The organism is Aporhodopirellula sallentina SM41, assembly GCF_000346505.1.
Taxonomy (GTDB): Bacteria; Planctomycetota; Planctomycetia; order Pirellulales; family Pirellulaceae; genus Rhodopirellula; species Rhodopirellula sallentina.
In genome coordinates this window covers 1-23,760 of record NZ_ANOH01000449.1, presented here as the reverse complement: position 1 = coordinate 23,760, position 23,760 = coordinate 1, and the positions used below count along the sequence as shown (strand labels likewise).

Genomic DNA, 23,760 nt, shown 5'->3' with positions numbered 1-23,760 from the left:
GAGTCTTCTGTCCTGCAGTCTTTCGTCCCCGGTTCCCTCAAGGTTTGGTTTTCGATGACCGCGAAACCCACCCCCGATTCCAACTCTGCCTCGAACGCCCCTTCGGATGCCAACAGCGGCACTGCCGTGAAAGCCATTACGGGTGGTGCGTTTGCGGCCGTATCGGCGAGTCCCTCGTTTCCTTCACTCGAAGAGGAAGTGCTCTCGTTTTGGGACCAGCAGCAGATTTACGAAAAGTCGCTCGCACGCCGGGCTGATGCGCCCACGTTCGTGTTCTTCGAAGGGCCACCAACCGCCAACGGGATGCCGCACCCGGGGCACTGCCTGACCCGCGCGATCAAAGACGTTTTTCCGCGATATAAAACCATGCGTGGTTATCGCTGTGAACGGAAAGCGGGGTGGGACACGCACGGTCTTCCGGTTGAGGTCGAGGTCGGCAAGGAGCTCGGCATCCACAGCAAGGAAGAAATCGAAGCCTACGGGGTCGAACCGTTTATCCAGAAGTGCCAGCAGAGCGTATGGCGCTACATGCGCGAATGGGAAACGCTAACTCGGCGACTCGGATTTTGGGTCGATTTGAAACAGGCATACGTGACCTACCATCAGTCGTACGTCGAGAGCGTTTGGTGGAGTCTAAAGAACCTCTTCGATCGTGGTTTGCTGTATCAAGGACACAAGATCGTTTGGTGGTGGGCGCAAGGTGGAACAGCGTTGTCGGCCGGCGAAGTCGGCCAGGGATACCGCGAGGTCGCGGACCCGAGTGTTTATGTTCTGTTCCCTTTGGTCACGGATGATGCGGCAGCGCCCAAACGTTCGCTCGTGGTCTGGACGACGACTCCGTGGACGTTGCCGAGCAACATGTACGCGGCGGTGAAATCCGATTTGGAGTATTCCGTTGTCGAAGATAGTGAAAGCGGCGAGCAACTGGTGCTCGCATCCGCTTTAGTGGAAACCCTCGCGGGAAAGATCAAGCGAGAACTAAAGGTCATCGAAACCGTCTCCGGTGCATCGCTGGTTGGCCAACGCTACGAACCACCGTTCGCCGACTATCGAGAACGATTGTCGGATCCCCAAGGAAAATTGAAGACAGGGGAACAGGAATATCTTTACTGGCGAGTCGTTGCGGCTGATTTTGTGACGACTGAGTCCGGAAGTGGTTTGGTCCACTTGGCACCCGCGTTCGGCGAGGTCGATTATGAGGTCCTCGTTGAAGAACGTGATCGATTTGTCGAGACCGATCGGCCCGACTTGCTGTGTGCGGTCGGACCGGACGGGAAGTTCACTGACGAGTTTCCTTCGCTCAAGGGCGAGTGGGTGAAGTCGACGGACAAGACTCTCACGCGTCAACTGCGTGACAACGGTCGGTTGTTGCATCAGGAACAGTACCTGCACGATTATCCGTTCTGCTGGCGTGCCGATGATGATCCGTTGATCCAGTATCCTCGCGAGAGTTGGTTTATCCGGACGACGAAGTTCCGTGATTTGATGTTGAAGAACAACTCTCAAATTGGTTGGCAGCCGGAACACATCCGCGACGGACGGTTCGGCAACTTCCTCGACAGCAACGTTGACTGGGCGCTGTCGCGAGAACGCTATTGGGGCACGCCGCTGCCGATCTGGGTTTGCCAGTCGACCGGGCGGATGGAGGCGGTTGCTTCTTATGACGAGTTGCTTGCTAAACCCGGCGTGGAAGGGACCGATGTTTGGGATGAAGCGAAGAAGGCGAACCCCGAACTCGCGGACGATCTCCGTGTCCACAAGCCTTACATCGACGCGGTGACATACGAATCACCATTCGAGTCCGGTGCGCGGATGAAGCGTGTCTCGGAAGTGATCGATTGTTGGTACGACAGCGGCGCGATGCCGTTCGCTCAGTGGGGATGGCCGCATCAGAACGACGATCGGTTTGCCGAACAGTTCCCGGCTGATTTCATCAGTGAAGCGATTGACCAAACCCGCGGATGGTTCTACAGCCAACTCGCGATCAGCACGATGTTGTTCGGCGAAGGGGCGAGCGTGGATGCGTCGGACGCTGCATCGGAGACCGACGCGAAAGTCGGCGAATCGGCGTTGAAGACCGCTGCGGATCAATCGTACCCGCACCCATACCGAAACTGCATCGTTCTGGGCTTGATGCTGTCGCAGTGGTATGAAGCGACGTCCAAAGAGAGCGGTTCGAAAATCATCGCGTTGACGGAAGAGGAAACAGCCGAACATCCTGGCGTTTCGTTCACGAAGAAGACCGGCAAGATGTCCAAACAACTGCGGAACTACCGTAGTCCTTCGGAGATCTTTGACCGCTACGGTGCTGACGCGATGCGTTGGTACTTCTTCGCCAATCAAGCTCCGTGGAATTCGATCATCTACGCCGATGGAGCAATCCGTGATTCGATTCCCGAGTTTTTGCTGCGTTTGTGGAACACGTTCAGTTTCTTCACGATCTACGCGGAGATTGATGGGTTTGACCCAACGACCGCGTCTGAGGCGGATGAGCAACTGTCACCCGAGAGCCTCGCATCGGCGCCGACTTATCGGCCGATTGCCGAACGAAGCGAAATCGATCGTTGGATCGTTTCGGAAACGAATGTCGCGATCGAAACCATCGTGCAGCGAATGGACGACCTGGACAACTACAACGCATGCCAGGCGATCACGTCGTTGTTGGACGGTCTGAGCAATTGGTATGTCCGACGTAGTCGCGATCGCTACTGGGCGAAAGACGCTCAGTCGCAGGACAAACACGACGCCTACTGGACGTTGTACGAGACGCTCCTGCAGTTGACCAAGGTGATCGCGCCGTTCGTGCCATTCCTTTCGGAAAAACTGTGGCAAGAATTGACGCGTCCGTTCGGGGATCGCGTGCTCGATAGCGTGCATTTGTGCGACTACCCGGTTGCGGACTCTTCACGCATCGACGCGAGTTTGTCCGAGTCGATGAAGGTACTGCGCGAGATCGCTTCGCTCGGACGTTCGGCTCGTGCGGATGCCAAAATGAAAGTCCGTTTGCCGCTCTCCGCGGTGGAGGTGATCCTGACCGACGATTCGCAGATCGCGTGGTTGCAGTCGCATGATTCGTTGGTGCGTGAGGAACTGAACGTCAAATCCGTCGAGTACACCACTGATGGTGGCGAGTACGTTCAGTACAGCGTTGTTCCGAACTTCAAACGTCTCGGCCCGAAAGTCGGGAAACAAATTCCGGCGGTCAAGAAATTGCTCGGCGAGGCGGACGGGAATCAATTGCTCGGTCAGTTGCAGACCGAAGGGAAGGTCGCTTTGACGATGCCTGACGGCAGTTCCCTCGAACTCGACAGTGAAGATATTGAGGTAAGGCTGAAGGCGCGAGAAGGTTGGGCGGCGGCTCAGGGACCGTCCTGCGTTGTGGTGCTCAACACGGAAGTTACCGACGAACTGCGTCGCGAAGGAATTGCGAAGGATTTGATCCGAGCGATCCAAAGTCAACGGAAATCAATCAACTGCGAGTATACGGATCGGATCGAGATCGGCATCACGACCGATGACGCCGAAACTCAAAAGGCGATTGAGATGCACCAAAACATGATCTGCGAAGAAACCCTCGCGGATCGGTTGGTTCTTGAGGCGTTGCCGAACATCGACCCGACCAGCATCGAGTGTGGTGAATTGTACGTTGCAAAGGTGAGCGGCTGATGCCTGAAACAGCGCCTTTGCCGATCGCGGTGTTTCTCAGTGGCAGCGGCCGAACGCTCGCCAATCTGATCCGTCACCGGGACGAACATGACTTGCCGATCGATATCCGTTTGGTGATCAGCAGTCGCCGTGACGTTCGAGGTGTGGACATCGCTCGCGACGCTGGCATCGAAACGATGGTTATTCGCGAACGCGACTACCCCGACGCGAACGGTTACAGCGCGGCAATGTTCGCACCGATGGCGGAGCGAGGGATCGAGTATGTCGTGATGGCGGGTTTTCTCAAACACGTTCTGATACCCGACGCGTTCGAAAACCGTGTGCTGAATATTCACCCATCGCTCTTGCCTGCCTTTGGTGGCCAAGGAATGTATGGGCATTACGTTCACGAAGCCGTGCTCGCACGAGGTGTGCGTGTCACTGGGTGCACGGTTCACTTTGTCGATAACGAGTACGACAACGGGCCGATCCTGCATCAGCGGTCTTGCCCGGTGCTCGACGGCGACACACCCGATACGCTCGCCGCGAGAGTGTTTGAAGAGGAATGTCTCGCTCTTCCGGAGGCGATCCGGATGTTACCCGTGAAGGCCTGACGCGTTAGCCCGCGAGCAGAGTTTCCAGATAAAGGGTCACGCAATCGGAAAGGGCATCGGGGTTGTATCCCCCTTCGAGAACACTCAGTAGACGTCCGTCGCAATGTTCGTTGGCGACTCGCATGAGTATCTTTGCAAACGTCTCGAAGTCTTCCGTGTGTAGACCGAGTGAGCCCACCGGGTCGTCGATGTGAGCGTCAAATCCGGCGCTCGCGATCACGAGGTCTGGTTCAAAGGAGTCTGCGAACAGGGAGACTTCGCGTTCAAATTGGGCGACCTGTTCAGAGCGAGGTGTGCCCATCGCGACCGGAAGGTTCTTGGTCGTACCGATCGCGGACCGGGTGCCGGTTTCACCTGCCGCCCCGGTGTGTGGATAGAAATGGTCGCGGTGCATTGAGAAGTACGCGACGGAGGCATCGTCATAGAAAATGTCTTGTGTCCCGTTGCCGTGGTGAACGTCAAAATCGACGATCATGACTCGGTCGATGCCGGGAGATCGTTGTGCATGCCGCGCCGCGACGGCGGCGTTGTTGAACAAGCAAAACCCCATCGCTTGGTCTTCGGTGGCATGGTGCCCCGGTGGGCGAAGCAGGCAAAACGCGGTTAGGTCCTCACCGGCGATCAGGCGGTCGGCGGCATTGCAGGCCGCCCCGGCGCCGAGGATAGCGACCTCGAAGGAACGGTGAGAAAGCCGAGTGTCCGGATCAATCCATCCGCCACCGGAGGCGGCAAACTGCTGAACGTAGTCGATGTGTTCAGCGGAGTGAGCGAGAGCCAACTGCTCTCGGGTTGCCGGTTCCCAGGACGGACGTCGACAGGTGACGTCCAGTCCCAGGAAGTGGAGATGACGTACGACCGGCAGCAATCGACGCGGGCTCTCTGGATGATCGCCCGTTTGATGTTCCATGAATACCGGATCGTAATAAAGCAACGTCATCGAAAGTCGGCTGCTATGCCAACGGTTCGGCGTCGGCCGTTTCGGCGTTAATCATCGCCGGTTCATGGCGATGCTCGAGTCGCCCGATGGTCTTCTCGACCAAGTGCAGCAGTTTGTTCGCTGCTCCCTCAAAGGCATCTTTGACGGTGGTGTCGTGATGCCGCACCGACATCGGTTTGAGCCCTCGTAATCGCACCTCCATCACACATCGTTTGTCATTGTCTTCGTTGTGTCCAACATGTTTGTCCCGCGAATGCTCTTCAGCTAAAAACACCTCGACTCGTGTAATCCGGTCCTCATAACGACCTAACGCGTGTTCGACCGATTCCTGCACATGTGCATGGAGGGTCTCGTCGCCTTGGATGTGGTTGTCGGTGTGAGTTTGAATCTGCATTTGGTCAGCCTTGAGAGGGTGATGATGGTGCCGGCAACGCGCCGCACACTATTGAAGTATAGTGCAAACCGCACACCGCAGTGGCCGTCTTCGGGTAGATTAAATAACCGTCGTGTCGGCCGTTACAATCCGCACGTAATCGTTACGACCCGAACGCGCCCTGTGCGGCTTCATTTTGAAAGTGTGCCAGTTTGGCCCACTGTGCGACGCACCGGTCATTTCGGATCCCTCCCACCCCTCCTATCAACCTATTCCTCCCACCTGCCTTGGTTGAAATCATGCCTTTGTTTTTGAATGTTCTGCGCCCGTATGTCGCGTCCGCCCACGGCATTTTGCGAACGATTCCTCCTTTGTTGGCGATTGTATCGGCTTCGGTAATGTCGGCTGGGGCGAGCGTGCATGCGGAGGAGGTTCCGGATGAGATTTTAGTGGAGACAGAAAGCTTTACCGATCGAGGCGGATGGCAACTCGACACTCAGTTCATCGAGCAAATGGGGTCACCCTATCTACTCGCGCACGGGCTCGGGCGTCCTGTGGAGGATGCTCGCACGACAATCTCCGTTGCGAAGGATCGAGAGTATCGAGTTTGGGTCCGAACGCTCGATTGGGTTGCACGTTGGGGCGCGGCCGCATCGCCGGGGCAGTTTCAGGTGTTGTTTGACGGCGCTGCGTTGCAGCCAACGTTCGGTACCGAGTCGCCGGTTTGGGATTGGCAAGACGGCGGAGTTGTCCGGCTCAGCGAAGGCGAGCATGAAATTCGGCTGCATGATTTGACTGGATTCGACGGTCGGTGCGACTGCCTGTTTCTGACGTCGGATGTCGCGAATCAAACGCCTCCGCCGAACGTGAATGATGTCTTGTCACCTTGGCGACGTGAGCGGCTCGGCTTGCCCGCCGAACCGGTGGTCAAAGGGCCCTATGATCTCGTGGTCGTGGGTGGTGGATACTCGGGAATGGGGGCGGCACTTTCGGCGGCGAGGATGGGTTGTCGTGTGGCACTGATCCAAGACCGAGGAGTGCTCGGCGGCAACGGATCGAGCGAGGTGAGAGTGTGGGCGATGGGAAACATCCGTCGTGGCAAGTTCCCGCGGATCGGCGAGATCATTGAGGAATTCTGTGACCACGCCTCCAAGTCGCCGGGGACCTACGAAGAGTTTGGCGACGACAAGAAAGAAGCGATCGTCCTGGCGGAGTCGAATATCGATTTGATGCTGCATCACTTTGCCTATGGTGTCGAGGCGCGCGACACCGCCGGTGCGCACGGCGGTGAATCGAACGCTGCCGCGACAGTGCACCCGCATACGAGACACATGGACGCCGTCCGAGTCTTGAACACACAAACGGGCGAAGATCTGCGAGTCACCGGCGACCGATTCGTTGACTGCACTGGACATGGTTGGATCGGCGAATGGGCCGGTGCCGAAACGGAGATGACGCCTAAGGGGCGGATGGGCATGAGCAATATGTGGCGATGGGACGAAGCCGACACGGCGACCTCGTTTCCTGAAACACCCTGGGCACTCGATTTGAAAATGGCCGACTTTCCGTATCCGCGGGACCACCATGGGCAGTGGTTTTGGGAGAGCGGTTTTGATCTCGATCCGATTAACAACGCGGAGGCGATCCGGGATTGGAATTTGCGAGCCGTCTATGGCGCGTTCAATGCCATGAAGAACCGTGACGGAGCGTCTGATCACGCCAACGCGGAGTTGACGTGGGTGGCATACGTGGGTGGTCCTCGCGAAAGTCGGCGGTTGATGGGCGACGTGGTCCTGACGCAGGAAGACGTTGTTGCCAAACGAGATTTTCCGGACGGTTGTGTGCCGAGCACTTGGTCGATCGATCTTCACTACCCCAAAAAGCAATATGCCCAAAAGTATCCGAAGAACCCATTCATCAGCCATGCGGTCCATGATCGTCGTGTCGATCGTTCGTACGGATACCCGGTTCCGTATCGTTGCTTTTACAGCCGCAATGTTGACAACCTTTTCATGGCCGGACGCTGCATCAGCGTGACTCATGAAGCCCTCGGGACGGTCCGCGTTATGAAGACGTGTGGGATGATGGGCGAGGTGGTCGGCAAGGCGGCGTCGCTCTGTACGTTACATGACTGTACGCCGCGTGATATTTACGAAGCCCACCTCGACGAGTTGTTGGAATTATTGCGTTTGCCGGGTAAGGCACATCGAAGTTCGCCGTCCGATGAAATTGTAGTTCCAGACGACGCGATGGAGGAAGCCAGTTCGATCGGTCCGATGTCGGGACGCAAGCCTAGCGACCTGCCCGGTTTGGTGATTGACGATCGCGAGGCGATCCGCATTGGACGATGGAAAGAAGGCGGTGGGCTGCGTGGGTATGTCGGATGGTCTTACCGTTATGCGTCTCCGAATTCGGATGCTTCGGCGAGGTTTGAGACGAAGATGAAGGAAGCGGGACGCTATCGGTTGCAACTCTACAATCAACCGCATTCCAACCGAGGCGGCACGGTACCGGTCACTGTTGAGGTTGCTGGTAAAGCGATCGCACAGCTGCGAATCGATCAAAGGGTGACGGAGGAATCCGGTGCGATCAACGCGGGTGAGTTTGACCTGCCGGAAAACAAGACCATCGGTGTCGTGTTTTCAACGGAAAACGCCGGCGGGATCGTTCATATTGATGCGATCGGTTGGGAGCGTTTGGAATAACAAACGCGGTGGAGATGTGATTTATCGATTTGCTGCGTCACGGCGGTGGGGCGTTTGCGATTGCCTCGCGAGCTATCGTCTCCGAACCACCGTCTTGGAAAGCCGTGTCTGGGGCAATCGAACCGAGAAGAGTCCGGACCGTTGTGACAATCGATCCGCCGTTCCGATCGACATCCAATCACACGTTTGTCTGAACGCGGGGCGACCGAAAAATGCTTCGTCACCGCAAACGGACCACTCCGAAAGTGGTAAAAAGACGGTTCTGCGTTTTCAACAGTCGCGATGCCAACGCAACCCGATGCCGCAACGGCGAGTGAACCATGGACCAAACATTTTTAGGCGGCGTATTCAGCGAGACTCTCGAAGGAGGCCGGGCAGGAGCGGACGTTGAGTTGTTGCCCGCCGGCATTGGAGCACGAACTCCCGATGGCGAAACGTTTGTGATTCCCTATCGCGACTGTCAGGTTGAGATGGGTGGGTACAACGGCCGCATGGTGTTCTGCCGCAATGCGGATCGGAGCCTGACGATCTTTTGCGACGCTCCAAAATTCCCAAAGGCATTGTCGCTCGCCGCCGCAGGCACGCTCGACGATCAATTAGCGATCGGACATAAGAAGCGACGTGGCGAATCACGACGAGCATTTCTCTTTGGCACGATCTGCTTGACCGCGATCTTGCTGTTCATCGTCGCTGGGTATTTTGGAATCCGTTTTGGTGCACGATCCGCCGTACTCGCGCTGCCCGTCAGTATCGATGCTCAGATCGGTGACGCCGCCATGGAGAGCATGGACCTCGGGGGCCCGAAGGTGCGTGATGATGTTGTTGTTGGGGCCATGCAGTCGATCGTCGATCGGATTGCTCCCGCCGCCGCGGTCGAGGGCATCGACTTTCGGGTGCATGTTGTCGAGTCTGCGCAGATCAATGCGTTCGCACTGCCCGGGGGCAACATGGTGGTTTACACTGGACTGATTCAAAACGCGTCCAGTCCTGAACAAATCGCGGGAGTGTTGTCACACGAAATGGCTCACGCGACACTGCGACATGGGATCCAACGGATCGGGCAATCACTCGGGATTTGGGCCGGGATATCGTTGTTGGTGGGCGACGTCAGCGGATTGACCGGTGCGGCTGTTGATTTGATGCAGGTGGCGTCGGTGAACAGTTACTCTAGGACGCATGAGAACGAAGCGGATGCCGAGGGCGTCCGGATGCTGCATGCGGCGGAGATTGATCCATCAGCAATGGCGGACTTTTTTGAGCACCTCGAGGAAGAAGAGGGCGACGTCCCAGGAATTTTTGCTTGGATCAGCACGCACCCCGATCATGCATCTAGAATAGCGAGCGTACGAGCTCAATTAGCCGGGTTGCCGCCAGTGCAGTATCGACCAATCGATATCGATTGGGGCGAGGTTCGGAAACGCATCGACAAAAATATCGACACGAGCATCGACAACAGCGATGTGCCGGAAAAAAACTAACGGGATCCAAACAGGGTGCAGTGATGCAAACAGAGATTCGTGATAGACCTTCCTTTGCGAACATCCGGGTAAGGTTGGAGCCCGGTGACGAGATCGTCGCCGAGGCCGATGCGATGGCGAGCATGAGTTCGTCGATTGAAATGAAAACCCAGTGGAGCGGCGGTTTTGTCAACGGCGTGCTCAAGCGGTTGTTCGGCGGCGAGTCGATGTTCGTTAACACGTTTTCCACCCAGACCGGAGGTGAGATCGTGTTGACGCAGCCGTTTCCCGGCGACATCCAGTGCCTCGAACTCAACGGGAATTCCATGTTCCTGCAACCGGGCGCCTTCATCGCTTGTGAACCGGGCGTCAAACTGGGGCTCGGTTGGGCCGGGTGGAAAATGTTCGTCGCCCGGGAAGGATTGTTTCGGCTCAAAGTCAGCGGGAAAGGACGCGTTTGGTTCGGTGCCTACGGCGGGATCTTCCAACGTGAAATCGACAGCGAATACATCGTTGATTCGGGACACCTGGTCGCGTACGAGCCAACCGTTGGTGTGCAAATCGCATTGGCCGGAGGGATCTTTTCTAGCTTCTTCAGCGGTGAAGGATTCGTGACGCGGGTCAACGGTCCGGGACGAATCTACATGCAGTCGCGGTCGTTTGACGGATTGGCCGCGTGGACGAACGCTCATTTGTACTAACCCGCTCGATGAGGTCCGCTCCGATTTTGTCGGTGATCGAATTCATCAGTTGAATTGGCCCTCTTTTAATCTTCCCGCTTTCTGTTGCTCCGTCGAACGCCCATGCATCATCAACTTCTCGCACAGCCGGCTATGTCGATTGCCAAATTGACTTTGCAAGCCGGGGAATCGGTCACCTGCGAAGTCGGGGCCATGATCGCAATGTCCAGCGGTTTTACCGTTGAGACGACGTCGCGAAGTCGAGGCGGCGGAGGAGGGATTACAAAAGGGCTCAAACGTATGTTTTCGGGTGAGAACTTTTTTCTCAATCACTTCACCTCGACCGCACCCAACCAAACGTTGTGGATCGGTCCCGGTTTGCTCGGCGACATCATGCATTATCCGATGACCGGTGGCACGTTGATTGTTCAGGGATCGAGTTGGCTGGCATCGGCGATCGGAATCGAGATCGATGCCACTTGGCAAGGGCTCGGCAAGGCGTTGTTCAGCGGAGAGGGAATGTTTTGGGTGAAATGCAGCGGACAGGGAGATCTGTTTCTCAACAGTTTCGGATCCATCTACCCGGTCGATGTGAATGGTGAGTATGTCGTCGACACCGGCCATATCGTTGCGTTCGAAGACACGCTGAACTTCAAAATCGGGAAAGCCGGTTCGAGTCTCATCGGCAGTGTTCTCGGTGGCGAAGGTTTGGTCTGCAAGTTCAGCGGGCAAGGAAAACTGTATTGCCAGAGTCATAACCCGCCGAGTTTCGGACAATTGCTCGGACCTAAACTGAAAGCCCGTTAAAGCCGCTGGCCGGATCAACAGTCATGATTGAAATCGCATGTCCTAATTGCCAAAAACGCTACCGGTTGGCTGACAAGTTTGCTGGAAAGAAAGCGAAGTGTAAGAAGTGCGGCGCCGTGTTGGTGATCAGGCCGCCGGTCGCTCCATCGGATCACGCCGGCGCATCGCAGCCAGCGAAACCGAATCCGAAACGCACAAAGCCAGCCCCAGCGGGCGAGTCGAATCGGTCCACCATGCCCGCCCCGCAGGTCCCCACCGTCGATCCTGTAACTGTCGATCCTGCACCCGTGGAAGCGACACCGATCGAAACAGCGGAAGCGATCCCGACCGCCGAAGCCGTGCCGATCGTCGAGGCCATTCCCGTTTCCGCGGACCCGTTCGACGACATTCCCGTCGCGGAGCCCGTAACACCGTCGGTACAGGCATTTGCCGATCCTGGATTCGATGCGGGATTTGACGCTCCCGCGACGGCAATGCCGATCTCGCCGGCCAAGACACCGTCACCTGGAACGGCTGCGGCGTCTGGTGTCGGTGAAACACTCCGTGGCACGACGGGTCATATGAAGTACGAGATCAGCCAGCGACCTGATTTCTCAATCGTTAAAATCAACCTACCGCAGGGAGGCAAGGTCTACGCTGAACCCTCCGCGATGGTATCGATGACACCGACGATGCATCTCGAAGCCGGATTGAAAGGGGGCCTTGGGAAAACGTTTGGCCGGTTGCTCGGTGGCGAGAGCCTGATCATCAACACCTTCACCGCGCAGGATGGTCCGGGTGAAGTCATGTTCGCAGGCGGTGCAGCCGGTGATGTCGCCTATCACCGGCTCAATGGGAACACACTTTATCTGCAGCGCGGCGCGTACATGTTTAACAGTGAAGGCGTGGACGTGTCCGGGAAATGGCAGGGGGCAAAAGGATTCTTCAGCGGTGAAGGTCTCGTGCTGCTCAAAGCGAGCGGCACCGGAGACATCTTTTTCAATTCGTACGGCGCGATTATCCCGATCGATGTGAACGAAGGGTTCATGGTCGACACCGGGTACATCGTTGCGTTCGAAGAGACATTGCAATATCGGGTCACGGTGCTGCCGGGATTGCGAGCAGCCGGGAAGATCAAGTCGTTTTTCTTTGGCGGCGAAGGTTTGGTTTGTCAGTTTTCGGGAACCGGACGAGTGTGGATTCAAACTCGCCAAGTTAAATCGTTCCTGTCCTGGGTGAACGCGTTCCGGCCGACCAAAAGCAACTAGATGAATCGACGACGGTCGGCCAAGAAGGCTGCGGATGATCGATCGCGAGTCGCCCCGCCTGCGTTGTTCTCGGATGCGCGGCCAATTTCATCGGGTGCCATTGCGCCGTGGGTTGCCCCGGTTTGCTTGTTGCTGATGTTTGCGGGGGTGTTGTCTGGACGCGACCGACTCGCCTTTCGTGACGTTGGTTATTTCTACACACCGTTGTATCAGTGGGTGGCAGACCTTTCCCACGAGCAGACATGGGGCGTGTTTGGCGGAGCGATTTGGAATCCGCTCGATCAAACAGGGATGCCTCTCGCCGGCGAAACCACCACGGCCGTTTTCTATCCGCTGAGGATTCTGGTTTACACGCCGCATTGGTCTGCCAAAACAGCCATGGCGGTGTATGTGGTGCTGCATCTGATCATTGCGTCGCTGACAGCGTACTACGCGGCCCGTTGTATCCGATCTGATGCGTGGTCCGCGTGTGTCGCCGGGTTGGTCTATTCGCTGTCCGGGATTGTTTTGTTTTCGGCAACGAACCCACCCTTCTTGGTCGGCGCGTCTTGGTTGCCGTTGATCGTGACACCGTTGCTCACGCGGAAGCCGCGATCCGTTTGGTTGCCAGCGGTGGCGATGGCGTTAGTGATACTCGGCGGAGATCCACCGACAGTGTTTCATGCGGTAGTGGTAGTCGTCGCGGTGCTTGTTCTTCGCACCCTGCTCAGTCTTTGGCAACGACGTGATCAATCGGGCGGCAATCGTCAACGGATTGCGAACACCGGATGGCGTCTGACGAGAGTTATGGCGGCATGCGTCGTGGCCGCTCTCTTGTCGATGCCGCAGTTGGCAGCCTCGTTTGCGTGGTCATCTCGAAGTGATCGTGTGCGGAGTGACGGTAGCGATAGAGCATCAAAAATCGAAGAACAGGCGTATGCGTTTTCCGTACCGCCGTGGCGAACAGCCGAGTTCATGATGCCGAACCTTTATGGATCACCATGGGCGATCAACACCCGGTGGGATCGGATGGTTTTCGATGGTGGAGTTTCTCGACCGGAGACGGCGCTTTGGACACCGACGCTTTACTGCGGAGTATTCTTTCCCGTTTTGGTGTTGGCGAGGTGGGCCCGGTCACGATCGCGACGGCGATACCGGCGGCCTGGCTCAGGCATGTCATCATGGTACCTCGTGTTCCTGATTGGCATCTGCTGCGCGTTTGGGGCGTACGGGCCTGGGTATTGGCTACGGTCGTTGTTGGCTGTCGTTGACGGTGGTCTTGCGACGCTCGGTTTTTCGGGCGGGACGTCTGACGGGTGGATATCCGTACTAGGGAAAGAGGTGTCTGGGCAATGGGGCGGGCCGTTTTGGTTTTTGCACGAGTTTGTTCCTGGGTATGACAGCCTGCGTTATCCTGCGAAGTGGTTGCCTTTCGCCGCACTCGCCGCGGCATTAATCACGGCAACTGAGGTCCGGCGGTATCGATTGGTACTGCGATGTCAAAAGTTAGTCCGCGATGAGTTTGCTCAAGGGGATTGGGGATCGCGATCGCGGGGAGCGTTGACTCGCAGCATCCTGTCCGGTTTGGTCCCGATCGGAGTGCTGGCGATCGGCGGTGTGGGCGTGGCGACGATGCTGCGCCGTTTTCGTACAAGTTCGTTGGCTGATCCTTTTTGGGGGCCGTTTGACGTTGCCGGTGCTTGTGACGGGCTGCTCTTTACGGTTGTGCATCTGTCGATGTTGATCATCATTTCTTTCGCACTGCGAAAACGTTGGGCAAGTGCGCAGGCGATGGTAGCGTTGGTCGCGATCGATTTGGTCATCGCTCATCATGGGCTCGTTCCAACGATTGACCGGACGTTTGAAAGGAACGTGATTCAGGCGGCGCCGCTGTTGGCGGATGATCCCCAGGAGACTTCTCGATGGATGCGAGTTCACAAGGAGGGAGGTTTTCCCCAGAGTTGGAAGGAAACATCGAACGTCAACCGAATGGGGACCGTGGAAGCCGGACTGCGGCGTGCCTGGTTCGGCCGTTGGCATCTCGAAAACCGGCATGCAGTGGTCAACAACATGGTGTCGATCGGCACCCGCGAGATGACGGAGTTCTGGTTAGCCGCGAAGGCGTTCGAGAACGATACCTCCGTGTCCGCGACTGAACGCTGGCGAGCGTGGTGCCAGTTGCTAGGTGTGTCGGGTTACCTCCGCATGGGTGACGGTGTTGGGGAAACCGTGATGCGGTTCGGCGGTGACGCGGTGCCGGAAGTCGCGGTCGAGCGTTTTGCAAACCGAGGCACGGACGCGCCGGTGCATTGGGCGGACCTGCAAATTCACGCGGAGGTTGCGACGTTGGAATCTGACCGCGAGGCGGCGTGGCAGCAAGTGCTGGGGGCGTTTCTAAGTTCTTCGGACCAGACACCTGCGTTTGTGTCACCCGGCGATGCCAAAAGGGTGCAGGCATTACTCGATAAAAATGACGCGAACCAGACGTCTCGCCGGACCATCGTGTCGGGGACTCCGATGGGAGGCATGGTGGTGGGGACTGGCGAGCCTGTCTTTCTGTCGCGGCGCGTTTACCAAGATGGGAATTGGCGGGTTCGGTTAACGTCTCCTTCGAGTGAGGGTGACGTCATTGAACGAGAGATCGTCTCGGTTGATTTACTCTCTCAAGGGTTCGTCTGTCCGGCGGGGCGATGGAGAGTTTCGTTTGAGTACGATCCGTGGTGGTACACCCCGACGTTGTTGATTGCGTTTGCGAGTTGGATCGTTGCCGGAGGTTTTGCGATTAGGCGATGTCGTAGTTGAGTGCGTCGTCGATCGCGATTTCGAATTCTTGATCGGTCAACTCGAGTAGGTCACGCATCGAATGCAGCATCTTGAGTTTCTCCGGGCTCACATCGTCTGCAGTGGCCGTTGCCGCCAAGAACATTCCTTGCAGTGCGAGCAGGCGCTGCTGCATTGTCCATCGCTTTGAGACCGTCAGCACGTAGTTGTTCGCCTGGATGCCTGCTTGGCGAGCGATCGAGCAAAGCCGGCCGAGTTCTTCACGATCGATGGGACGGTCGAAAAGGACGTCGGAGAGTTCGAGTAGTGATTGAATTTCCGGTTCGCTGACGTTGTCGTCGACCAACGCTATCAGGACCGCTGAGCGTATCGCTTCGTCGCGGAACTTCTCCTCCTGGACCAGTTGGTGGGCCGCTTGGTCCATTTCGAGGACGGATTCGTCCCAACTCGATCGGCAGTCGTCGCACTGGATAAACATTTCGGCGGCGCCGATGGGAACCGTGGGGATGAAATAGAGCGTCAGGAACGGGCGTCTCGCTCGTAGCCTGTACGACCGCGTGGCACCGCACGTCGGGCAATAAAATTCGCCCCTCTCGCGAGTACGCGTCAAATTCATGGTGCCAATAAGAATCATGATTCCGGTTGGTCTCGGGGATGGATCAGTTCGGTGGGGCCGCGCCGCGTGTGACGTTTCCTAGAGGTTTGCTCGGCATTGGCTAATTGTACGCGGAAAGCCACCGGGAAAACTTTCCGACAAAGCATCAAACGAGTTTCACGGAAGATCGAGCGATACCGGAGGCCAAAATAATCCCGCCATGAGTGGGGGGGCGGGCCATCGGTTTAGGTTTTTGCTGGGTTGTTTTCCGCGTCGGAAGCATCCGTTTGACCGATTTGCCACGAGTTTCACTATGAAAACTCGGTGTATTTTCCGGGTATCGGCGGCGCGGCTCTTTTGCCTAGACTTCCCGCTCGACGCCTATGGTGAACGATTCACCGGTCGACGACGAACGCTTCGATGGAGTCAAAAGGCATGGATGCCAACGCCCAACGCACCCTCTCGGTCTGCGCCCCTGTTGAGTCGGGGGTAATTCCGGGGCGAAGCTCCGGGGTCTACTCGACGCGATGTCTTTCTCGCCTGGTCGGGGTGGTTTGCCTCGCGGCCGTGAGCGTCGTTTCAACGAACACTGATCTTCACGCTGCGAACTTTCGCACACGGAACTTTATCGTCGAAGCACCGACGCCGCAGCTCGCGAAATCTGTCGGTGACGCCGCGGAACGCTACCGCGACGAACTCGCTACTTATTGGACCGGTTCCAAATTGCCGCCATGGCCGGCGCCATGTCCGGTTCGCGTGGTGGCAGGGCCGAACCTCGCCGCTCAGGGAGTGACGACCTACAACCCCGCACCTGTGCGTGACTTTCAAATGGAAGTCATCGGAACACCCGAGCGGATTTTGGACAGTGTGTTGCCACACGAAGTCACCCACACGGTTCTGGCAACCTATTTTGGCCGCCCCCTGCCACGTTGGGCGGACGAAGGGATTTGCACCACGGTCGAGCACGAGTCAGAACGGACCAAACATGAAGCGAAGCTGCGTGAATTTCTCTCGTCGCGACGTGGGATCGCAATGAATCGTCTGTTCCTATTGACGGAATATCCTGCGGACGTTCTGCCGATGTACGCCCAGGGTTACTCGGTGTGTCAGTTCTTGATCGCGCAGCAGGGACCGAAAACGTTTATCGCTTTCCTCGAAGATTACATGCAGAGTCGGTCGTGGACAGCGAACGTGCAGAAACACTACGGGTACGACTCGTTGGCTGAGTTGCAGGAGTACTGGTTGTCATGGGTCGAGGCGGGCAGTGGTCCGGTCGCTCAATTCGTCAAAGCAACACCGCGTCGGGGCACCGGTCCGGAGGCATCGGTTGCATCACGAGGACAGACCCGCGACGCCGCGTCGGCAACACCGGCACGCCCTGCACCGGCGACATCTCTCGCCGCTGCAACGCCGCCAAACCGGGCAAACGGTTTGAAGCGTAATCTGGTCGCCGCGAATGATCGTGGTCGAATCAGCGAATCGGATTCCGGAAGCGGTTGGTATCACCGACGTGCTGCGGGACTCGCCGAACCGGAAACTGACCGCATGAGCAGTCCGCAAACCGAGATCGAAAATCTACCTCCTGGCGATCGCGTTGCGGCAAGCACAATCAACACCAACGGAGCGTCGTCGACCCAGCGTGCCAGCACGCCAACGTGGGCACCACCGTCGGTCCTCGCGAGCGGACGCTACTCAGCCGCGACGCCTCAAGCCGAGACATCCGGTTCGATGTCTTCGAATCCCGCCGTGTTGGATTCTCGAATGGGACAACGCGGGCAATCGTCTTCGCGTTGGCACTAGCATCCACCCAGACTGCTCGGTAGGAATCGTGCCGGGTAGTCCTCTCACTCGTTTCGCACTCATTCGGAACATGGTTGTTTCGTGACGACGACCGTCGCCAGCGAACCGTTTCTCTTCACGCCGGGGATGTCGGAAGCATCCTCCGGTGCATCGACTGGTGCGCCGTCCGGTATCGGTCGATCTCCTGCAATCGGGCCAAATCAACCGAGCAAAGGTGGTTTGGACCAGGCCCGGCAAGAAATTTCGCAGATCGTTCGCGAGGTTGCCGCTGCACGTAGAAGTCAAGACGGCCGTGAACAATACCTGCGGTTTCTCGCGGATCGCGTTATGCGTGCGATGGCCGCCCATGGGGTTGTTGTTTGGCGAGCGGTCGACGATGAAACGCCACACCCTGCGGACGATCAACCCGCGGTGCATTCCTACTGCGTCGAACATCGTCTCGGCACAATAACCGATTTGCAATTCGACGATACCGCGATGGCGGTGCATGATCGATTGTTGCTCGAGATCGCGGGGCAGAACGCGCCGGTGGTTGTTCCAGCCACGCCCGGTGCGTCGGACCCGAACGTCCCTGCCAACCCGGCGGAGAACCCGGCGGCGATCGTGCCTGTCTTGGCAGACCCGTCGGCAACGCTTCCTGACCTGTTGATCGAGGTGTTCCTCGAACCGGGAGGAAGCCCCGCGAGCCAACGTGGGTCGCTGCGTTTTCTAGCACAGATGGGTGACCTCGCGGGCGAGTACCTCAGGGCGGATCGACTCCGATCACTGTCGAGGCAGATGAAGGTTCTTCAGGAGTGTCACAACGCGAGCGAGCGACTCGGACGGTTGACCTCGACGCGCGCGATTGAGTCCGCATGGGTGGACACTGTGGCACGACTGACGGGTTTTCCACGCGTTGCCTTGTGCCGAGTTGATCGAGGACGTCCCCAAATTGTTGCGGTTAGTTATGTCGATCGCATCAATCAACACAGCGAGTCAGCCGACGAAATCCGCGCGGCCGTCGGGGTTGCACTGAATCGACGCGGCACGCTGGCGTATGCCTCGTTGAAAACCGATCGGCGACGGGGTGGTGACCGGCGACGTGGTGGTGATCGGCGACGTGGTGGTGATCGGCGAGAGGCGTCCGCTGCGGACGAACAGCAAGCCAACCGATCCGCCGTCACGCCGCGATGGGTGGTGACAGATCGACTCGATTCAAAATGGCGTTTGGTCCTTTTTGATCCGATCAACACGTCGCGACAGGAATCGGAATTGCCTACGGACATCCGTATGGTGATCGAACGGTTGTTGGTTGGCGGGCATCGAGCATGGATGGCTGCTTACCGGGTTGAAGCAATCCCGTTTGGGCGATGGTGGAGCCGACTTTCGGCAGAGGATGACGAGTCGACGGTTGCACTGCAGGACTCGCAGGCGAAGCACGGGCGGGCGAAAGCAATCTATTCGGCGGCGCGGCGACGTTTGGGATTGATTGTCGCGATCGCGCTTACGACAACGTTGTTGCTTTGTTTGCCGATCCCTTCGTTGGTTCCCGCCACCGGTTTGATTCGGCCGTTGGAATTGGACACTTATCACGCGTCGACGAACGCGACGGTTGAGACGCTCCATGTGATCCACGGTCAGACTGTCTCGGCAGGCGATTTGCTCGCGACATTGGTTTCACGCGACTTGACCGAACGCAAGACGACGTTGCTCGGACGTCGGGCCGTTTTGATCCAGCGTCGCGATCAACTCAATCATGCATTGGTGTCGTCTGGGAACATGACGAGCGGTTCGGTCGAACTGCAAAGCGACCAGGAGATTATCGAAGAGATCGCGGCGATCGACCAACAACTCGATCTGATTGCAAAAAGTGAAGCCGAGTTGGTCCTCCGTGCGCGACGTGACGGCCGAGTGGATGCATGGCGTCTGCGGGAGCGTCTCGCGGGCAGACCGCTGCAACGCGGTGATGCGATTCTCAACGTGATCGCCGAAGACACAACGTGGGTGGTCGATGCGACCATTCCCCAGCGTCGTGTCGCTCGAGTCGACGGAGCGATGGAAGCGAGTTGCCTCACCGCAGATGTTTCGACGCGTTGGGCACCGGGACGTTCGCAATCGGCAACACCGCATCGGTTCGGACCAGTCGTGGCTGATCCGGTAGACGGAACGCCGGGTGTTGTTTTGCGTCTGACGTTGGATGCGGCGCCGAAATTGGGCGATCAACCGTTGACGGAGACACCCGCCCGCGTTGCGATCCGGTGCGGCCAGACTTCGCTCGGATGGTTTCTCTTCGAAGACGTTATCAATTGGGTGCAAACTCGCGTGGGAGTCTACCTATGAAGGCATGGATGTCGCTTGTAATCGTGACCGCCACGATGGTTCCCGCTGTTTTTCCTGCGAACAGTATCGGGGCAGACGATACGGTCGTGGTTCGAGATGTTGTTGTTGAGTTCGCGGGGAAAGTGGACGTGCCCGCCCGGCAAAGCGGACCGGTTGCTGAACTCAATGCCCGACTAAACGAGTGGATTGGACGCGATCAGGTGATCGCAAAACTCGACGATACCGCGTTGGTAATCCGTCGGCGTGCGGCGTCGCTCCGATACGAGTCGGCGCGGTTGATGTTGAATGATTATGTCGAGATCCAATACGCAGAAACGGCCTTGGCCGAAGCACAGGCGGAACTCGATGACGGGCAAGCCGCGAGTGACCGTGTGAGTGGTGCGGTGGCGCGAAATCAACTTCGGAGAATGAAGTTGGCTGTCGAGAGAGCTGAGTTGGAGTTGGCCCGTGCCCAGAAAAAACGACGGCAAGACGAGATCGATATGCAGCTCCGAGCGGCCGACTTGGCGATGATCGATCACGAACTCAAACAACTCGAATTCGTCAGCCCGATCGATGGAATCGTGCTGAACGTTCATCGGGAACTGGGCGAATGGGCTCATGAAGGTGAACCCTTGGTGACGATCGCTGATGCCGCAGTTCTCCATCTGCATGCGTTGGTGGATGCCGATCGGCTCGATCCATCTCGGTGCGTTGGTTTGCCGGTGACGGTTCATTGGTCTGCCGAAACGAACACCGTTGCCCGCTCGTCGAGCTCGGCATTGAACGCGAGTGCGGCTTCTGTTTCCGAACAAACATTGCAAGGCAAAGTCATTTCGGTGGACCCGACGCGACTGCCGGGCAACCGCTTTCGTTTGCATGCGGAAGTGCAAAACCGACGCCATGTCGGCAATCGAATACCGCAGCAAGGTGAAGGAAATGTTGCCGACGGATGGCAGCTCGCACCGGGAATGGAAGTCACGATGAAGATTCACTGTTCCGAGGTCGATATCGCACGTCGAAAGCAACGTTCCGGCACGGAACTGGGACGATGAGCGGGGCGTCGCTTCGTCGGGATCTGCATGTCTCGCCGTTGTCAGGCGACCGCGATTTGGTGGTCGTCGATGACATTGGCGGACGGTTTGCGCGGATCAAAAAAGCAGTTTGGCAGGGACTGCGCGAACAAAACCGAACCACTCCGAATGCATTGTCGGGTGATCGGCGTAGCGAAGAACCTGCTACGTCAAAAGACAACTCGTGGTTGTGGCAACAAGCAGCCGAGGCAGGATGGACCGAGAGTCGATCCGCGACACGACTCAACGCGGCCTTCTCGTTGTTGTCGATACGGGTACCGATTGCTTCGATCGACCCGGTCGCTCGACGGTTGGTTCGGTGGAGTGACCTCGTATTCTCTCTCAAGGCCGTTTTGTTTTGGATCACCGCTGCGATGGTCGGGATGATCATGATAGCCGTGCGATGGGACAGTTGGAGTGGATCGATTCCGACGCTGTCGGCCTACCTGCAGTCGCTCCGGCCGTTGACGGTGGGGGCGATTTTTGTCGTCACAAAAGCGATACATGAACTGGGGCATGCGATCGCCTGTCGGCGTTTGGGATCTCGGTGTGGCGTTGCGGGGATTTGGGTGTTGTGTTTGATGCCGTGTCCGTATGTCGACGTCACCGAAGTGTGGCGGCAACCCAACGCGATGCGGCGAGCGGCGGTGATGGCGGCCGGTATCATGGCCGAGGGCGTGTTGTGTGTGCTCGCCATTTGGGCATGGATTTTGTCCGGATCGACCGAAGTGCAATTGGCGGCGATGAACATTGTGTTGGTGTGTGGTGTGAGCACGATCCTGTTCAATGCCAATCCGTTGATGCGGTATGACGGGTATTTCATTCTAAGCGATTTGGTCGACAGCACGAACCTGCGGGCTGAAGCCCGTCGGGCTTGGCATCGAGTCTTGGTCGAACCGGTATCACGGTGGTACCGACTCGGCGTTCGCGTGTGGGCGTTGCTGGGGTATCACGTCGCCGCGGCGTTGTATCGTGTTGTTCTGACCCTCGCGATCGCCGCGATGCTGCTGAGTTTGGCTGACCGTTGGGGTGCATGGCGTTTGGCGGCAACGCTTTTGGCGTTTTCGGCGATGCGGATCGTTTGGAAAAAGGTGACAGGAGGCTATTCTGTGTGGAGCGGAAAAGGGGCGTGGGCGGCCGTTTCCAAAGTTCGACGCCGAGGGTTGTTGCTCGCAATGATCGCCTTATTGATTGCCGGATTGTGCGTCCCACTGCCACGCTACCGCCACGTCGAAGGAGTCCTGCGTTGTCGAGACACGCACAATGTCTACCTCCCTCCTAGCGGAACGGTCACTGCAGTAAACGCAGAGGTTGGAGCCCGCGTTCGATCGGGGCAGGTTCTGGCTCGCGTGGCTGACACAGAATTGGCATTGGAAGTGATCGCGACGAGCGGACAAGCCCGTGTGCTCGAACATCGCTCGCGTGTGGCGAGACTCGCGTCGTTGCAATCGAGACGTGTTTCGTCTGCATCAATGTCCCCGAGCAGTCGTCAACTTGGACAACCTTCCGCTGCACCGGAGCTGCACTGGGACGTGTTGGATGCGGCGAGGAATTCCGTTTCGGCCAAACAGGATGAGTTGGCGAAACGGCAACGCAGCCTCGAAGTGGTTTCACCGGTCGATGGTGTTGTGTTGCCGTCCGAAGATTTGGCTATGGCGCAAGAAAACGCTCACCGAAATCCGATGGAGTTGTTCCCCGCGGTGGGGCATGCCGCCAGTGACCGAATCACGTGGTGCCGGGTTGCGAGTTCCGATCGGATGCAACTGTGTCTCGCCATGGATGCGTCCGATCAGCATGACGTGCATGTGGGATGCGACGTGCGATTTCGGGTACCCGGGCAACACGCGAAGGTGTTTCGATCAACCGTGTCGGCGGTGTCACCTCTCCATGCCAACAACATGTCTGAGAACGCCGACTCGGCGAATGCCAATAGCGATGTCATTGATCAACAGAACTATCAGGCGGTTTGTGATCTTCCAAACTCGTTTGATGTTCCGATTGAGTCGATTCCGCGTTTAGAAGGTTTGCGGTGCGACACGGTCGTGCATCTTTCACCGCGTCCAGGATGGCGTGATATCTGGCAAGCCGTTTGTGACCTGATGGGAGTCTAGCCGGCGAGGGAACGCCGCGAGACGACCTGCAACTTGCAGGAACGAGTCAATAAAGGGCCACGCAAACGACAACGTGTCCAGCCGGTCGGCGCGGTTTAGGCGGAGGCTTCCACGTGATGAGTCCAGAGGCAGCGGATGCGCTCGATCTTTCGCGAGATCGTTCGCTCGACGCAGTTCATCGTTTGGGAAATTTCCTGATTCGAGTAGCCCTCGAATTTTAACCACGCGATCCGGCGAAGGTTCGGGTCTGGCAGTCGTTCCATAAGTTCTTCAATCGACTCGGCGGCTTTCAATGCCATCTCCGGTGACGGTTCGCTGCCGAGGACTTGTTCGAGTCCTGGCTTCACCGTGTCGTCGGCACCGATGAAAACCGATTCGCCTCGCACCCGTCCGCTGCCGCGTTTGGCTGCGGCTTGGCGGCGATACTGTGCTGAAATTTTTCTCGCCGAGATCACCGCGAGCAGTTTCCACAGGTCGGACGGATCGTCCAACTGAGTCACGCGGTCTTCTTCGATTGCGCGGAACAGGCTGTTGAAAGAACTGATCGCGATGTCTTCTTCATCGAATTCGCGGCGACGTGATCCCCGTAATTTGTTGCGGGTCATGGCGACGAGTCTCGCGAAATACGCGTCCCAGATTTCTTGCTGGGTTCGAGGGT

16 protein-coding genes are annotated in these 23,760 nt (G+C 57.6%); 12 read left to right on the top strand and 4 right to left on the bottom strand.

Features of this window, described 5'->3' with window-relative positions; all coding sequences use genetic code 11:
• Positions 1-54: 54 nt before the first annotated feature.
• Together ileS and purN are read left to right on the top strand one after the other, a co-directional pair.
• Positions 55-3,666: an isoleucine--tRNA ligase gene (gene ileS, locus RSSM_RS29495; RefSeq protein ID WP_008688505.1), complete on the top strand. Its 3,612-nt coding sequence runs from the start codon at positions 55-57 to the stop codon at positions 3,664-3,666.
• Positions 3,666-4,259, top strand: a complete 594-nt coding sequence (gene purN, locus RSSM_RS29490; protein ID WP_044303979.1) for a phosphoribosylglycinamide formyltransferase — start codon at positions 3,666-3,668, stop codon at positions 4,257-4,259. The genes ileS and purN overlap by 1 nt, the downstream gene beginning before the upstream one ends.
• A 4-nt stretch (positions 4,260-4,263) precedes the next feature.
• Here the strand turns inward: purN and RSSM_RS29485 are convergent, their stop codons facing one another.
• Together RSSM_RS29485 and RSSM_RS29480 are read right to left on the bottom strand one after the other, a co-directional pair.
• Positions 4,264-5,166, bottom strand: coding sequence for a histone deacetylase family protein (locus RSSM_RS29485; protein WP_236621476.1), 903 nt, complete (start codon positions 5,164-5,166; stop codon positions 4,264-4,266).
• A gap of 43 nt (positions 5,167-5,209) precedes the next feature.
• Positions 5,210-5,590: an HPF/RaiA family ribosome-associated protein gene (locus RSSM_RS29480; RefSeq protein WP_008688499.1), complete on the bottom strand. Its 381-nt coding sequence runs from the start codon at positions 5,588-5,590 to the stop codon at positions 5,210-5,212.
• Between the two features lie 377 nt (positions 5,591-5,967).
• On the opposite strand from RSSM_RS29480, the gene RSSM_RS29475 reads away from it, so the two are divergent.
• The 6 genes from RSSM_RS29475 to RSSM_RS29450 all read left to right on the top strand — a co-directional run bounded on the left by RSSM_RS29475 (position 5,968) and on the right by RSSM_RS29450 (position 15,246).
• Positions 5,968-8,274, top strand: a complete 2,307-nt coding sequence (locus tag RSSM_RS29475) for an FAD-dependent oxidoreductase (RefSeq protein ID WP_044303986.1) — start codon at positions 5,968-5,970, stop codon at positions 8,272-8,274.
• Positions 8,275-8,594: 320 nt separating this feature from the next.
• The gene (locus RSSM_RS29470) at positions 8,595-9,752 is read left to right on the top strand and encodes a M48 family metallopeptidase (RefSeq protein ID WP_008688494.1); all 1,158 of its coding nucleotides are present in this window, start codon (positions 8,595-8,597) and stop codon (positions 9,750-9,752) included.
• A gap of 23 nt (positions 9,753-9,775) precedes the next feature.
• Complete coding sequence (locus tag RSSM_RS29465; protein ID WP_044303978.1) at positions 9,776-10,432, top strand: TIGR00266 family protein; 657 nt, start codon at positions 9,776-9,778, stop codon at positions 10,430-10,432.
• Positions 10,433-10,534: 102 nt separating this feature from the next.
• Complete coding sequence (locus RSSM_RS29460) at positions 10,535-11,218, top strand: TIGR00266 family protein (protein ID WP_044303977.1); 684 nt, start codon at positions 10,535-10,537, stop codon at positions 11,216-11,218.
• Positions 11,219-11,241: 23 nt separating this feature from the next.
• Positions 11,242-12,465, top strand: a complete 1,224-nt coding sequence (locus RSSM_RS32815) for a TIGR00266 family protein (protein ID WP_008688488.1) — start codon at positions 11,242-11,244, stop codon at positions 12,463-12,465.
• The gene (locus RSSM_RS29450) at positions 12,466-15,246 is read left to right on the top strand and encodes a YfhO family protein (protein ID WP_236621475.1); all 2,781 of its coding nucleotides are present in this window, start codon (positions 12,466-12,468) and stop codon (positions 15,244-15,246) included.
• Here the strand turns inward: RSSM_RS29450 and RSSM_RS29445 are convergent.
• Positions 15,227-15,859 carry a zinc-ribbon domain-containing protein gene (locus RSSM_RS29445; protein WP_044303976.1) on the bottom strand — a complete coding sequence of 211 codons (633 nt, stop codon included), beginning with the start codon at positions 15,857-15,859 and terminating at the stop codon, positions 15,227-15,229. The two genes, RSSM_RS29450 and RSSM_RS29445, sit on opposite strands and share 20 nt — an antisense overlap.
• A gap of 510 nt (positions 15,860-16,369) precedes the next feature.
• Between RSSM_RS29445 and RSSM_RS29440 the strand changes: the two genes are divergently transcribed.
• From RSSM_RS29440 to RSSM_RS29425, 4 genes are all read left to right on the top strand, one after another.
• Complete coding sequence (locus RSSM_RS29440) at positions 16,370-17,620, top strand: gluzincin family metallopeptidase (RefSeq protein WP_008688484.1); 1,251 nt, start codon at positions 16,370-16,372, stop codon at positions 17,618-17,620.
• Positions 17,621-17,701: 81 nt separating this feature from the next.
• Positions 17,702-19,939, top strand: coding sequence for an HlyD family efflux transporter periplasmic adaptor subunit (locus RSSM_RS29435; protein ID WP_008688481.1), 2,238 nt, complete (start codon positions 17,702-17,704; stop codon positions 19,937-19,939).
• Positions 19,936-20,973 carry an HlyD family secretion protein gene (locus RSSM_RS29430; RefSeq protein WP_008688479.1) on the top strand — a complete coding sequence of 346 codons (1,038 nt, stop codon included), beginning with the start codon at positions 19,936-19,938 and terminating at the stop codon, positions 20,971-20,973. Before RSSM_RS29435 ends, RSSM_RS29430 begins: the two co-directional genes overlap by 4 nt.
• The gene (locus RSSM_RS29425; RefSeq protein ID WP_008688477.1) at positions 20,970-23,102 is read left to right on the top strand and encodes an efflux RND transporter periplasmic adaptor subunit; all 2,133 of its coding nucleotides are present in this window, start codon (positions 20,970-20,972) and stop codon (positions 23,100-23,102) included. Before RSSM_RS29430 ends, RSSM_RS29425 begins: the two co-directional genes overlap by 4 nt.
• Before the next feature lie 95 nt (positions 23,103-23,197).
• On the opposite strand, the gene RSSM_RS29420 is transcribed toward RSSM_RS29425, so the two are convergent.
• The coding region (locus RSSM_RS29420; RefSeq protein ID WP_044303974.1) for an ECF-type sigma factor at positions 23,198-23,760 on the bottom strand (563 nt) is incomplete at its 5' end.